This window comes from Tepidibacter sp. (assembly GCF_025210165.1).
Lineage (GTDB): Bacteria > Bacillota > Clostridia > Peptostreptococcales > Peptostreptococcaceae > Tepidibacter_A.
This window is the reverse complement of the sequence record NZ_JAOASI010000009.1, coordinates 16160-28822: the sequence shown is the minus strand read 5'-3', so window position 1 is coordinate 28822 and position 12663 is coordinate 16160. Positions and strand designations below refer to the sequence as shown.

15 protein-coding genes are annotated in these 12663 nt (G+C 28.5%); 12 read left to right on the top strand and 3 right to left on the bottom strand.

Going from position 1 to position 12663, the window contains the following annotated elements; all coding sequences use genetic code 11:
• Positions 1-8: 8 nt before the first annotated feature.
• Positions 9-467, bottom strand: a complete 459-nt coding sequence (locus tag N4A48_RS00785; protein WP_293663769.1) for a DUF3189 family protein — start codon at positions 465-467, stop codon at positions 9-11.
• Between the two features lie 163 nt (positions 468-630).
• On the opposite strand from N4A48_RS00785, the gene N4A48_RS00780 reads away from it, so the two are divergent.
• Positions 631-2025 (top strand): dihydrolipoyl dehydrogenase family protein, encoded by a 1395-nt coding sequence (locus N4A48_RS00780; protein WP_293663768.1) that lies wholly within the window; start codon positions 631-633, stop codon positions 2023-2025.
• 27 nt (positions 2026-2052) lie between these two features.
• Complete coding sequence (locus N4A48_RS00775; RefSeq protein ID WP_293663767.1) at positions 2053-2493, top strand: DUF1499 domain-containing protein; 441 nt, start codon at positions 2053-2055, stop codon at positions 2491-2493.
• Between the two features lie 41 nt (positions 2494-2534).
• Here N4A48_RS00775 and N4A48_RS00770 read toward each other — a convergent pair whose 3' ends face one another.
• Entirely contained in the window at positions 2535-3398 is an 864-nt protein-coding gene (locus N4A48_RS00770; RefSeq protein WP_293663766.1) for a formate/nitrite transporter family protein, read from the bottom strand.
• Between the two features lie 198 nt (positions 3399-3596).
• Here N4A48_RS00770 and N4A48_RS00765 point away from each other — a divergent pair, with 198 nt between their 5' ends.
• The 10 genes from N4A48_RS00765 (at position 3597) to N4A48_RS00720 (ending at position 11259) form a co-directional block, all read left to right on the top strand.
• The gene (locus tag N4A48_RS00765) at positions 3597-4400 is read left to right on the top strand and encodes a formate/nitrite transporter family protein (protein ID WP_293663765.1); all 804 of its coding nucleotides are present in this window, start codon (positions 3597-3599) and stop codon (positions 4398-4400) included.
• Positions 4354-4569: a hypothetical protein gene (locus N4A48_RS00760; RefSeq protein WP_293663764.1), complete on the top strand. Its 216-nt coding sequence runs from the start codon at positions 4354-4356 to the stop codon at positions 4567-4569. The genes N4A48_RS00765 and N4A48_RS00760 overlap by 47 nt, the downstream gene beginning before the upstream one ends.
• A gap of 80 nt (positions 4570-4649) precedes the next feature.
• Entirely contained in the window at positions 4650-5564 is a 915-nt protein-coding gene (murB, locus tag N4A48_RS00755; protein WP_293663763.1) for a UDP-N-acetylmuramate dehydrogenase, read from the top strand.
• Between the two features lie 17 nt (positions 5565-5581).
• Complete coding sequence (locus N4A48_RS00750; RefSeq protein WP_293663762.1) at positions 5582-6304, top strand: PHP domain-containing protein; 723 nt, start codon at positions 5582-5584, stop codon at positions 6302-6304.
• A 5-nt stretch (positions 6305-6309) separates the two neighbouring features.
• Entirely contained in the window at positions 6310-7167 is an 858-nt protein-coding gene (gene rapZ, locus N4A48_RS00745; protein ID WP_293663761.1) for an RNase adapter RapZ, read from the top strand.
• Between the two features lie 12 nt (positions 7168-7179).
• Entirely contained in the window at positions 7180-8304 is a 1125-nt protein-coding gene (locus N4A48_RS00740) for a gluconeogenesis factor YvcK family protein (protein WP_293663760.1), read from the top strand.
• A gap of 66 nt (positions 8305-8370) precedes the next feature.
• Entirely contained in the window at positions 8371-8793 is a 423-nt protein-coding gene (locus tag N4A48_RS00735) for an NUDIX hydrolase (RefSeq protein ID WP_248480250.1), read from the top strand.
• A gap of 31 nt (positions 8794-8824) precedes the next feature.
• The gene (gene whiA, locus N4A48_RS00730) at positions 8825-9781 is read left to right on the top strand and encodes a DNA-binding protein WhiA (protein ID WP_293663759.1); all 957 of its coding nucleotides are present in this window, start codon (positions 8825-8827) and stop codon (positions 9779-9781) included.
• A complete protein-coding gene (locus tag N4A48_RS00725) occupies positions 9778-10044 on the top strand; it encodes an HPr family phosphocarrier protein (RefSeq protein WP_293663758.1) in 267 nt (88 codons plus the stop codon). The genes whiA and N4A48_RS00725 overlap by 4 nt, the downstream gene beginning before the upstream one ends.
• 114 nt (positions 10045-10158) lie before the next feature.
• Positions 10159-11259, top strand: a complete 1101-nt coding sequence (locus tag N4A48_RS00720; RefSeq protein ID WP_293663757.1) for a YibE/F family protein — start codon at positions 10159-10161, stop codon at positions 11257-11259.
• 305 nt (positions 11260-11564) lie between these two features.
• On the opposite strand, the gene N4A48_RS00715 is transcribed toward N4A48_RS00720, so the two are convergent.
• On the bottom strand, positions 11565-12632 hold the full coding sequence (locus N4A48_RS00715) for a YibE/F family protein (protein WP_293663756.1): 1068 nt from the start codon (positions 12630-12632) through the stop codon (positions 11565-11567).
• Positions 12633-12663 lie beyond the last annotated feature (31 nt).

Sequence of the window (12663 nt, the reverse complement as noted above, 5' to 3'; positions counted from 1 at the left end):
AAGGATACCTAAGAACGAAATTGTTCTTTGGTATCCTTTACTAAATTAATCATATCGTCATATGCTTTTTGAGCACCTTTTAAAACGATAGGCCTACCAAATGAAACTAAATGAAGTCTTCTAGATGAGAATCCCCCTACTTTCATAAGAGTATTTACTGTAGTCATAGTATCTACAAATAACATATCATCTGGATTATTATCAGATATAGAATACGCACTTTTTACTGTATTTAAAACTAAATTTTTATTAAATTGTCTACCTAAGCTATATATTTCATTTCCAAATTCATCTATACCTCTTAAAAATAAATTCCCTAAATCTTCTTTTTGCATAGTATCAAAATAGCCAATATTCATTATTTCATCTAAATCAGGAACTCTATTATTAGGAAGTATATTTAAGTGAATTGCAGTAGCAACTGCAGAAGAATGTGTTCCGCCAACACAATGATATATAATTTTCATAATTTAACTCCTTTTTTGATTAAAATTAATATTAAAATCAATAATAGTATACCCTATTAATGATTTTAATATTAATTTATCAAATTGTTACAAAAGCAATATACTGGGTACTAGAATAGTATTATTAATAATACTAGTTTTGATATTAAATTGGAGGTTAATTATGAAAGAATACGATATAGTAATAATTGGTGCTGGTGCAGGAGGATTAACTGCAGCTTATACAGCTAAAGGCTTTGGAAAAAAAGTAGCATTAATTGAAAGAAATAATCCAGGAGGAGAATGTACTTGGTCAGGATGTGTTCCAAGCAAGGCATTAATAAATATTGCAAAAGATGTTTATATAGCTAAGAAATACGCTGATATAGAAGTAGATACTAGTGAAGTTTTAGAAAAAGTACGTAGGGTAATAAAAAATGTATATGAAGGAGAAAATCCACAAGTATTAGAAAAGGATGGGATAGACTTTATAAAAGGATTTGCAAAGTTTATAGACAAAAATAAATTAGATGTGAATGGAAATATAATAAAAGGAAAGAAAATAATTATTTCTACAGGTTCATCTCCATTTATACCACCCATTAAAGGACTTGATAAAGTTAATTTTCTTACAAATGAAAATATATTTACACAAGAAAAGCTACCAGAAAATATTATAGTTCTAGGAGCAGGAGCAATAGGCGTGGAGTTATCACAAGCTCTAAATAGGTTGGGAATAAGAGTTTCTTTAGTAGAGATGATGGACTCAGTATTATTTAGAGAAGAAGATGAGTTGGCAAAATTATTAGAAGAAAGACTCATAAATGAAGGAGTAAACATTTATACATCAACTAAAGCAGTTAATGTTAATGAAGTAAACAATAAAATTATACTTGAGGTTGAGAGAAACGATAATATTGACACATTAGAAGGAGATTCTATATTATTAGCTCTTGGAAGAACTCCTAATATTAATAATCTAAACTTAGAAGAAGTAGAAGTTAAGTTTAATAAAAGAGGAATTGAAGTTAATGAATATCTAGAGACAAATGTGAAAAATATTTATGCTGTAGGAGATGTTGTAGGTCCTTATCAATTCTCTCATATGGCAAATATGCAGGGAATAACAGCCGTTCAAAATGCAGTTTTACCAATAAATAAAAAGATAGATTACTCACATGTTGCATGGTGTACATTTTCTGAACCAGAGCTTGCTAGAGCTGGACTTACAGAAAAAGAAGCAAGAGATAAATACAAAGATGATATAAGAGTTTATACAGAAACTTATAAAAATCTTGATAGAGCCAAAACTAAAGAGGATGACTTAGGCATTGTAAAGATTATTTGTGATAAAAAAGGGAAAATTTTAGGTGCTAGTGTTTTAGGAAACCGTGCAGGTGAAATAATTTCAGAAATTCAAACAATTAAAACCTTAGGAATAAATTTTGCCAAATTATCTAAAGTAATTCATCCTTATCCAACTTATAGTGAGATATTGGTTAAAATATCGAAAAAGGTTTATATTGATAATATTTTAAATAATCCTTTTATAAAATTAATCAATGGTTTTAGAAAGTAAATGTATATTAGAAAAGGAGTGAAAAAAATGAAAATATTCTCAATAATTTTAATTTTAATTATAAGCTTTATGTTTATAAAAAATAATATAACACCTAAAAATTTAGGAGTAGGAGATGGTAAATTAGCTAAAATGCCAAACACACCAAATGCAGTTTCTTCTCAAACAGATATTGAAGATAAAAAAGTTGAGCCACTTAAATTTAATGGGGATTTAGAAGAAACAAAAACTAAAATAGTAAATATAATAAATAATTATGAAGGAACAAAGATAATTAAAAATGAAAAAAACTATATTCATGCTGTATTTACAACAGGAGGAATGAAATATAAAGATGATGTAGAATTTTACTTTGATGAAAAAAATAAGATTATTCATTTCAGATCAGCTTCAAGAGTTGGATATTCTGATATGGGACTCAATAAAAAAAGATTCGATGAAATAAAAAATTATTATTCTCAGTTTTAATAAAAAAACCTAGATTTTATCTTAAATCTAGGTTTTAATCCTTATATAGAGGATTTTTGTGTTTGACTATTTTTTCTTACGTATATAAACCAATATACACATCCTACAAAGAAAGCACCACCAATTATATTTCCTAAAGTTACTGGAACTAAGTTGTTTATTATAAAACTTTTCCAGTTAAGTGCATATAAAGTTTCTTTTGATAAGTGAGATGCATGTGCATAGTGAGGATTTGATTTTGCAAGTATTCCAGCAGCTATATAATACATATTAGCTACACTATGTTCAAATCCTGAAGTTATGAATAACCATATTGGAAAGAAAATTCCTAGTATTTTACCTGTTATATCTTTAGCAGAATATGCAAGCCAAACGGCAAGGCATACAAGCCAGTTACACATAATTCCTAAGAAGAATGCATTTGTAAAAGATAAAGACACCTTATAAGAGGCTATTTTTATAGTGGCACCAGCTAACATATTATTTCCCATATGAAGCTGCCCAGACTTAACTATCATAAATGCAATCAAAAGTGATCCTACAAAATTTCCTAAGTAAACTAAAGTCCAGTTTATAAGCATACCTTTTAATTTAACTTTTTTTTCAAGAACGGCCATTATTATAAGGGTATTACCTGTGAAAAGATCTGCTCCTGCTAAAAGAACCATCATAAGACCAGTTCCAAATAAAGCGCCGGCCATTGCCTTTCCAAGTCCATAAGTTTCAGGTTTTGCCCAAAGTCCATAAGCTGAAACATTAGACCCTTGGGCAGCAAAGGCTATAAACACTCCTGCTAATATTCCTAATATAAATTGAACACAATATTTCTTACTTACTTTTTTTATTCCTGTATCAATAGTATAAGAAGCTATTTCATCAGGTACTAGATAATTTTTATTATTCATAAAAACTCCTTTCAAACTATATTTTAATAAAAAGTACTTTATAAATTATATCATTTTGTATACAAAAAACAACACTTTGATAAATATAAAAAATATTAATAAGAAAATTGACAAAAATTAAACAAAATTTATTGTAAAAATATGGTAAAATGCATAAAATATATATAAATTAATATAATACTTTTGGGGGGATATTTTATGGAAAAGAGATATTTAACACCTAAAGAGGTAGCTCAGGCAACTATCAAAAGCGGAGTAGCTAAGGCTAATCTTAAGTCAAGTCATATGTTAATACTTGGAGCTTTTGCTGGTATATTTATTGGGTTTGGAGCTTATGGAGATATTGTAATAATGCAGACATTAAAAAATATAGACGTAGGATTGATGAAATTCTTTGGAGCATTAGTATTTCCTGTTGGACTTATTCTAGTAGTTATGGCAGGAGCAGAGCTTTTTACTGGAAATAATCTTATGACTTTAGCTGTTATGGATAAAAAGATAACATTAAAACAACTTCTTAAAAATTGGGTTATAGTGTATATTGGAAATTTTATAGGTTCGCTATTACTAGTGTTTGTGTTATTAAAGGCTAATTTATTTTCTGAGTCTGCTACAAATCTAAGTATTAATATAGCAAAAGCTAAGATGTCATTACCTTTTGAAGTATTATTTTTAAGAGCAATATTATGTAATATAATAGTAGTTTTAGCTGTATGGATGGCTACTGCTGCACAAGATATTATATCAAAAATATTTGCATGTTGGTTTCCTATAATGTTATTCGTATTATCTGGTTATGAGCATAGTATAGCAAATATGTTTTTCATACCAATGGGAAAAGTACTTGGACTATCAACTAGTTGGACCCATATATTTACTATAAATTTAATACCTGTGACCTTAGGAAATATAGTAGGTGGAGCTTTAATAGTACCTATAGCTTATTATATTTGCTATGTTAAAAATAATAAAGAAAAATCAAAAACCTTTAGTGCCAATTGAAGAAGTATCAGCGTCAACAGAGGAACAACTTACATCTATAGAAAGTGTAACAAGTCTAACTCAAGATTTGAATAATCTTGCAAATAATTTATCAAAATCCATAAATAGCTTTAAAAATAGATTAAAAAATACTATATTTAAAATCATTTTGAAGAGATACTTTATATAATAAAGTATCTCTATTTTTTTGACCTTGTGTTAATTTAGTTATATACTTAAAATTGATACAATTTTTCTGGGAGGGATATTATGAATAAACAAAATATATATGATAGATTATGTGAAATTATGGGGGGAGAAAATATACTAGTAGATGAGCCTATGAAGAATCATACTTCATTTAAAATAGGAGGGCCAGCAGATTTTTTAGTTACTCCAACTGATGAAAAACAATTAAGAGATATTATAAAATATATAAAACAAGAAAATATTCCATACTTTTTAATGGGAAATGGTTCAAATCTTTTGGTTAAAGATGGTGGAATAAGAGGTATAGTTGTTAAAATAGCTAAAAATTATAATAAGTTTGAAATAAATGAAAATATTATTAAAGCTCAATCGGGAATACTATTGTCAACTCTTGCAAAACATATATCTAAAAACTGTTATAAAGGATTTGAATTTGCAAGTGGTATACCTGGAACATTAGGTGGAGCTATTGCAATGAATGCAGGAGCTTATGGTGGAGAAATGAAGGATGTAGTAAGCTCTGTGAAAGTATTGAACAAAAAAGGAGAAATAGTAGAAATTTCTAATGAAGATATGGAATTTGGATATAGAACTAGTTTGGTTACTAAGGAAAATTTAATAGTACTAGAGGTTACATTATCTCTTGAAAAGGGTAATTATGAAGATATAAAAAATATACTTGACGATTTAACAGTTAAAAGAACTACTAAACAGCCTCTTAATGTTCCGAGTGCGGGAAGTACATTCAAAAGACCAGAGGGCTATTATGCAGGTAAGCTTATAGAGGATAGTGGTCTTAAGGGAGTTAAATTAAAAGGAGCTCAAGTATCCAATAAGCACAGTGGCTTTGTTATTAATGCAGGAGGAGCAACAGCTAGGGATATAATAGAGCTTATAGAATTCATTAAGAAGACTGTATATGATAAGTTTAAGGTTGAACTAAATGAGGAAGTTAAAATCGTCGGAGAAGATTAAAAAAGGAGACGATAATTATGAATATTATAGCTGATTACCATACTCATACGGTATATAGTCATGGAAAAGGAACTATAGAAGAAAATGTATTAGAGGCTATAAATAAAGGTCTTAAGAGAGTAGGAATATCAGATCATGGATATAAACACATGGGCTTTGGCATAAAATATAAAGATATAAAGAAGATGAGAGATGAAATAGATGAACTAAATGAAAAATACAAAGATATAGAGATACTAATGGGTATAGAAGCCAATATATTAGATGATGAAGGAAATATAGATGTAGATGATAATATAAGACAACATTTGGATTATATAATGGCAGGATATCATTTTGGGTCAACTCCAACGAAATTGATAAAAGGAAGCATAAATCATCTAATTAATTTTACAGGATTGTTAAAGAAATCGGCAATTGAGTATAATACAAAAGCTGTTATTAATGCTATGAATAAAAATGATATATTTATAATAACTCATCCTGGTGCAAAAGCAAGCGTAGATCTTTTAGAGATAGCAAAAGTTGCAAAAAAGACTAATACAGCACTTGAGGTGAATTCAAAGCATGGACATTTAACAGTAGATGAGCTAAAACTTTTAAAAAATAGTGGAGTTAAGTTTGCATTAGGGTCTGATGCTCATGATTCTAAAGATGTTGGAAACTTTATAAGTGGTATAAAGAGGATAAAACAAGCTGGCATAGATATAAGTAGTGTTATAAATATAGACGGGAGATGAAATAATTGAAATTTATAATAGTAACAGGTTTATCGGGGGCGGGAAAAAGTGAAGCTATGAAGGCTTTAGAGGATATTGGTTTTTACTGTGTAGATAATCTACCACCTACTCTTATATCAAAGTTTGCAGAGATATGTTACCAATCAAAGGGAGCTATTGAAAAAATAGCTCTTGGTATAGACATAAGAGGAAGAAGCTTTTTTAATGATTTAAATGAAAGTCTTGAAATGCTTAAAAAATTTGGATATGAATATGAAATACTGTTTTTAGATTGTAGTGATAATACTCTTGTCAAAAGATATAAAATGACAAGAAGAAAGCATCCTCTATCATCGAATACGGATATAGTTGAGGGAATAAAAAAAGAAAGAGAGATTTTAAAAGAATTAAAAGATAAATCAAATAATATAATAAATACTAGTAATATGAAACCGAAGGATTTAAAAGAAGAAATAAATAAATCTTATACAAATGGAGATGAACGATCAAATTTAATAATATCTGTAACTTCATTTGGGTTTAAACATGGAATTCCAATGGATGCAGACTTAGTATTTGATGTTAGATTTTTACCTAATCCATACTATATAGAAGAACTTAAAGAAAAGACCGGTAATGAGGTAGTAGTTAGAGAATATGTTATGAAATCTGATGTAAGCATAAAGTTTTTTGAAAAATTAGCAGATATGGTAGACTTTTTAATACCTCAGTATATCAAAGAAGGTAAAAATCATTTGGTTATAGCTATAGGATGTACAGGTGGTAGACATAGATCAGTCACAATATCTAATTTGTTGTATGATTTTCTTAAAGAAAAAAACTATAGTGTGCTTAAAAAACATAGAGATCATACATTGAGATAATTGGAGGATACTATGTACAATTTTGGGGCATGGCTGGTATTTGTAGGTATAATTTTCTTGTTGGTATCAGCCTATTTAAACTATGAAACTATAAAAAAAAGAAAACTTCTAGAGAAAGCTAAAAGAGGTCCTAGAGTAGTTGTTATAGGAGGTGGAACTGGTCAGTCTATATTCCTTAGAGGTCTTAAAAAATTTACAAATAATATAACTGCTGTAGTCACTGTTGCAGACGATGGAGGAGGATCTGGAGTGTTAAGAGAAGATCTTGGAATGCTGCCTCCTGGAGATATAAGAAACTGTATATTGGCTCTTGCAAATATGGAACCAACAATGGAAAAGATAATGCAGTACAGATTTGAAGAAGGAAAGTTAGAAGGCCAGAGCTTTGGAAATCTTTTTTTAGCTGCTATGAATGGAATATACGGAAACTTAGAAATTGCAGTATCTAAAATATCAGATATATTCGCTTTAACAGGAAAAGTATATCCTGTAACAACAGAGGATATAAATTTAATAGCCCAGCTTAAAAATGGAAATATAGTAAGAGGTGAATCCGCAATACCTGAGGAAGTAAAAAATCAAGATACCAAGATTGATAGAATACACTTAGAACCCAGTAAACCTAAACCATTACAAGGTGTTTTGGATGCTATAGAGAATGCAGATATAATTGTAATGGGTCCGGGAAGCTTATACACTAGCATAATACCAAATTTAATAGTAGACGGAGTTTCTGATAAAATAATAAAAAGTAATGCTCTTAAAGTTTATATATCCAACATAATGACTCAACCAGGAGAAACTGATAATTACAATGTTTGTGATCATATTAATTCTATACTTAAGCATACTAAGGATGGAATAATAGATTTAGTTATAGCCAATAATGAAAGAATAAATAACGATGATTTAGTAAAGTATGAAAAAGACGGATCAAATCAAGTGTTAATAGATAAAGATCAAATAAAACAATTAAACTCTATGAATATTTCGGTTATACAAACCAATCTTGTTGAGATTAGAAAAAAGTATATAAGACACAACTCTGAAAAGATAGGTAGTATTATAGTTGGTTTAACTAGGAAGACTAACTGTAGCTGCTTAATTAAAAATATTCTTAATAAATTTAACTCCTAATATAGAGGATTTGAAGCTTTTATGTAGAATTTTTTATTATTATGCTTTTTTTAAGGAGTGAGAAATATGAGAGAAGAGATTAGTGCTGGTGGCGTGGTATTATTTGGAAATGCAATACTTCTCTTAAGAAAGTATAACGGAGATTGGGTACTTCCAAAGGGAAAAGTAGAAAAAAATGAGGAAAAAGATGAAGCAGCGTTAAGAGAAGTCCTGGAAGAGTCAGGTGTAAAAGGAGAAATTGTTAAATATTTAGGAGAGATTCATTATACTTTTAAAGAAAACTGGGATGAAAACAAGACTGTTCACAAAACTGTTTTTTGGTATCTTATGAAAGCAAAAACCATGAATACCATTCCTCAAAGAGAAGAAGGTTTTGTAGATGCTAAATTTATACACATTAATAGGGTTGTAGATCTTGCAAAGTATGATGATGAAAAAGAAATAATTAAGGTTGCACTTGATGAAATAAAGAAACTACATTTAATTTAAAGAATATTTAAAATGGTATAGGTGATAGAAAATGTCATTTTCGAGCAAAACTAAGAATGAACTAGTAAGGGTTAGTTCTTCACAGAAAAAATGTAATATAGCAGAACTTTCGGGAATAATAAGAATGAGTGGAACTATTAAGTTAAAGGGATTTCAAAAGCTAAATCTTGAAATAGCTACGGAAAATGCGGCTATAGCTAGAAAGGTATTTAAGCTTTTGAAATCAAACTTTAATATTCACACTCAAATAATGGTAAAGAAAAATAAGAATTTGAAAAAAAATAATAGTTATATACTTAGCGTAACTAGTGAGATGGGAGCAAGTACTTTATTAAAGGATTTAGGTATCCTAAATGAGGGTAACAATCTTATTATAAATAATGATATACCTAGTTCTATAATGGAGGACAATAAGCTTAAAAAATCTTACATAAGAGGTACGTTTTTAGGAGGAGGATCAGTTAGTGATCCTGAAAAAACGTATCATTTAGAATTTGTAACAAATAAAGAACAATACAGCATATCCCTTAGTGATTTAATAAACTCACTAGGTTTTAATAGTAAGATAGTTATGAGAAAGAGTAATTATGTTATTTATTTAAAAGAAAGTGAGCAGATATCAGACTTATTAAATATAATGGGAGCTCATAAGGCGCTTCTTGATTTAGAGAATGTTAGAATAGTAAAGCAGATGAGAAATAATGTAAATAGGATTGTTAATTGTGAAACAGCAAATTTAAGTAAAACTGTAAATGCAGCTATAAGGCAAATACACAATATAGAATATATAAAAAATACAATTGGATTAGAGTCATTACCTAAGAATTTAAAGGAAATAGCTTATATGAGAATTCAGTATCAAGATTTGAGCTTGAAAGAATTAGGTGAAATTCTAAATCCTCCTATTGGAAAGTCTGGAGTTAATCATAGGCTTAGAAAATTAGAAAAATTAGCAGAAGATTTAAAAGGAAAGGGTAGGGGAATATGATAAAAAAAGAGTTTGAAATCTTTAATAAAGTAGGACTTCATGCAAGACCAGCAGCTTTATTCGTTCAAACTGCTAGTAAATTTAAATCTCAGATATCTATTGAGAAAGATAATAAGACAGTTAATGGCAAATCTATAATGGGAGTATTAACACTAGGAGCAGCATTTGGTGACAAAGTTATTGTTATTATAGATGGAGCTGATGAAAATGATGCTATTAAAGCCATTCAAGAGTTTTTTAATGAAAAATTGAAAAGTCTGTAGAAGAATCCCCTTTATTTAAGGGGATTTTCTGTATTATGTTATTAAAAAATTTGATATTACAAATCATTGTTATATAATTAATATAAATCAGAGACAGGTTAGTGGAGGTGCTTAATGAAAAAATATATTTTACTAATTATCTTAGCTTTGTTTGCATCCGTATTTAACGTATATGCAGATGAAGAACCTATTATGTATACTGAAAAAGCAGTTATTTTAGAAGTTGAAGGTATAGAAAATATAGAGTTTGAAGATTATGAAATGGAGCAGCAATATGTAAAGCTAAAAATACTAAGCGGAAAGTATAATAATAAAACTTTAGATGTAATAAATAATTTATCTGGAAATCCTGCTTATGACATAAGAGTAAAAGCAAATGATAAAGTTGTTGTTGTAATTGAAGAACAAGTAAATGGAGATATAGATGTATTTATATCTGAATATTTAAGACAAGATTATATCCTTTATTTAAGTATTATTTTTATATTGTTTATATTGGTAGTAGGAAAACAAAAGGGTGTAAAATCTGTAATAACTCTTACAATTACTCTTTTTGGAGTAGTAAAAATACTACTTCCATTAGTACTAAAAGGGTTCAATCCTATAATTACGACAATTTGCGTATCAATAGGTATAACTGGAGCCACACTATTTATTATCTCAGGAGTGAATACTAAAAGTATATCAGCAATTATTGGAACTACTGGTGGAGTTCTAACATCAGGAATATTAGCCTATTATGTAGGTAGTAAAATTAAATTAACAGGACTTAATAGTGAAGAAGCGATAATGTTGTCTACTATAGGTGATTCTATTAACCTTGATTTTAAATCATTATTGTTTTCTGGAATTATTATGGGAGCTTTAGGTGCTGTAATGGATGTCGGTATGTCAATTGCTTCTTCAATAGAAGAAATACATAAAGCAAACCCGTCTTTATCTAAGAAAGAATTATTTGCATCAGGTATGAATGTTGGAAGAGATATAATGGGCACAATGACTAATACACTAATACTTGCTTATACAGGAAGTTCTATTCCTTTACTTTTACTTTTTATGTATTATGAGCCATCTATAGTAAAAATATTAAATTTAGATATAATAGCCACAGAAATCGTACGTTCATTATCAGGAAGTATTGGTTTAATAGTAGCTATACCTTTAACGGCACTGGTTTCAAGTATGCTAATTAAAAATAAGAAAGAATCAAAATAAAATTTCATAAAATAAGGAGGTTTATGTGCTTAATCTAAAATAAATGGTATCAAAATACCGCTCATGTAGTAAATATTTTTAATAATACTAAGCATTACATCTTATTCAATGACTAATATAACTTAGTTTTTATCGTTTAATAATCCGTTAAGGAATTTGCGTGTCTGACCGTAGGGAGTTCGTAAATTTTAGGATTATTAATAAGATAAAATCTTAGTTGTATTCAAAAGATTGTTGCATTCACGGTATTTTAATATATAGTTTTGATAACCCACATAAAGGGAAACTTACTTCACCTAAAGTTTCTATCTTTTATTATTAGCCATAACACTAGCGATTACTGAAGTTAATGGTATTGTCATAATTAAACCAATACTTCCACATAGAGATCTAATAATTTCGGTTGATAAAATCTCCATACTTACTATTTGATTAACTGAAATATTGAATTTATTTAATATTATAAGAAGAGGCATAGATGTTCCTGCATAAGCTAATATAAGAGTATTTACCATAGTTGCCATAACATCCTTTCCTACATTCAGACCTGTTCCAATCAATTTCATAAATCCTAAATTTCTGGATTTACTTTTAACTTCAAAAATAACAGAGGTTACTGTCATAGCTACATCCATAACTGCCCCTATAGTTCCTATAATAACTCCACTCATAAAAAAACCTCTAAAATCTAATGTAATATTCATAGATGTAATTAAAAATTGTACATCTTCATCTGCAAGCCCAGTTATAGAGCATAAATCAGTAAAAATATAAGCTAAAATTCCAGCACTAATAGTTCCACAAATAGTTCCTAATATAGCAGCAAAACTTTTATATGTAAATCCAGATACTAAAATAAAACTTATTAAAACAATAAATATACTACACATGACAGATACTAAAAGTGGATTATATCCTTTTAATATAAATGGGATCATAAATTTTATTATTATAAATCCAGAAACAGCTAATGAAGTTATTGAAAGAAGACCTCTTATTTTACCAAATAAAATTACGCATATTAAAAAAACTATAGCAAGTAATTTGAGATTATCTTCCCTAGATACGTTTATAATATTTGCTTTTATTTGTCCGCTATCTTTTTGAATTTTTATTCTTACCTTGCTACCTTTGTGAAGATCAAAACTATACTGAGAATATTGTATAGGCATATATTCAATCTCTATTTCATTATTTAAATACTCGCCTTCTAAAATTTTCACCTTAATAATTTCTTTTTTTACTTCATTAAAATCTATCTTTTTTATGTCTAATATTTCAGCTTTCACTATATCACTATTATCTATATTCTGAGCATATACTATATTTGGTAAAAACATTACAAAAATTAATACATATATAATTTTTTTCATATTAATCCCTCCTCGTGTTATAACATAGTAT

Excerpts from the sequence above, each read along its gene's own strand:
- N4A48_RS00780 (WP_293663768.1), top strand. The coding sequence starts at position 631 with ATGAAAGAATACGATATAGTAATAATTGGTGCTGGTGCAGGAGGATTA.
- N4A48_RS00725 (WP_293663758.1), top strand. The coding sequence starts at position 9,778 with ATGATAAAAAAAGAGTTTGAAATCTTTAATAAAGTAGGACTTCATGCA.
- N4A48_RS00760 (WP_293663764.1), top strand. The coding sequence starts at position 4,354 with ATGTTAAAAATAATAAAGAAAAATCAAAAACCTTTAGTGCCAATTGAA.
- whiA (WP_293663759.1), top strand. The coding sequence starts at position 8,825 with ATGTCATTTTCGAGCAAAACTAAGAATGAACTAGTAAGGGTTAGTTCT.
- N4A48_RS00770 (WP_293663766.1), bottom strand. The coding sequence starts at position 3,398 with ATGAATAATAAAAATTATCTAGTACCTGATGAAATAGCTTCTTATACT.
- N4A48_RS00720 (WP_293663757.1), top strand. The coding sequence starts at position 10,159 with ATGAAAAAATATATTTTACTAATTATCTTAGCTTTGTTTGCATCCGTA.
- N4A48_RS00775 (WP_293663767.1), top strand. The coding sequence starts at position 2,053 with ATGAAAATATTCTCAATAATTTTAATTTTAATTATAAGCTTTATGTTT.
- N4A48_RS00765 (WP_293663765.1), top strand. The coding sequence starts at position 3,597 with ATGGAAAAGAGATATTTAACACCTAAAGAGGTAGCTCAGGCAACTATC.
- N4A48_RS00740 (WP_293663760.1), top strand. The coding sequence starts at position 7,180 with ATGTACAATTTTGGGGCATGGCTGGTATTTGTAGGTATAATTTTCTTG.
- N4A48_RS00750 (WP_293663762.1), top strand. The coding sequence starts at position 5,582 with ATGAATATTATAGCTGATTACCATACTCATACGGTATATAGTCATGGA.
- N4A48_RS00715 (WP_293663756.1), bottom strand. The coding sequence starts at position 12,632 with ATGAAAAAAATTATATATGTATTAATTTTTGTAATGTTTTTACCAAAT.
- N4A48_RS00785 (WP_293663769.1), bottom strand. The coding sequence starts at position 467 with ATGAAAATTATATATCATTGTGTTGGCGGAACACATTCTTCTGCAGTT.
- murB (WP_293663763.1), top strand. The coding sequence starts at position 4,650 with ATGAATAAACAAAATATATATGATAGATTATGTGAAATTATGGGGGGA.
- N4A48_RS00735 (WP_248480250.1), top strand. The coding sequence starts at position 8,371 with ATGAGAGAAGAGATTAGTGCTGGTGGCGTGGTATTATTTGGAAATGCA.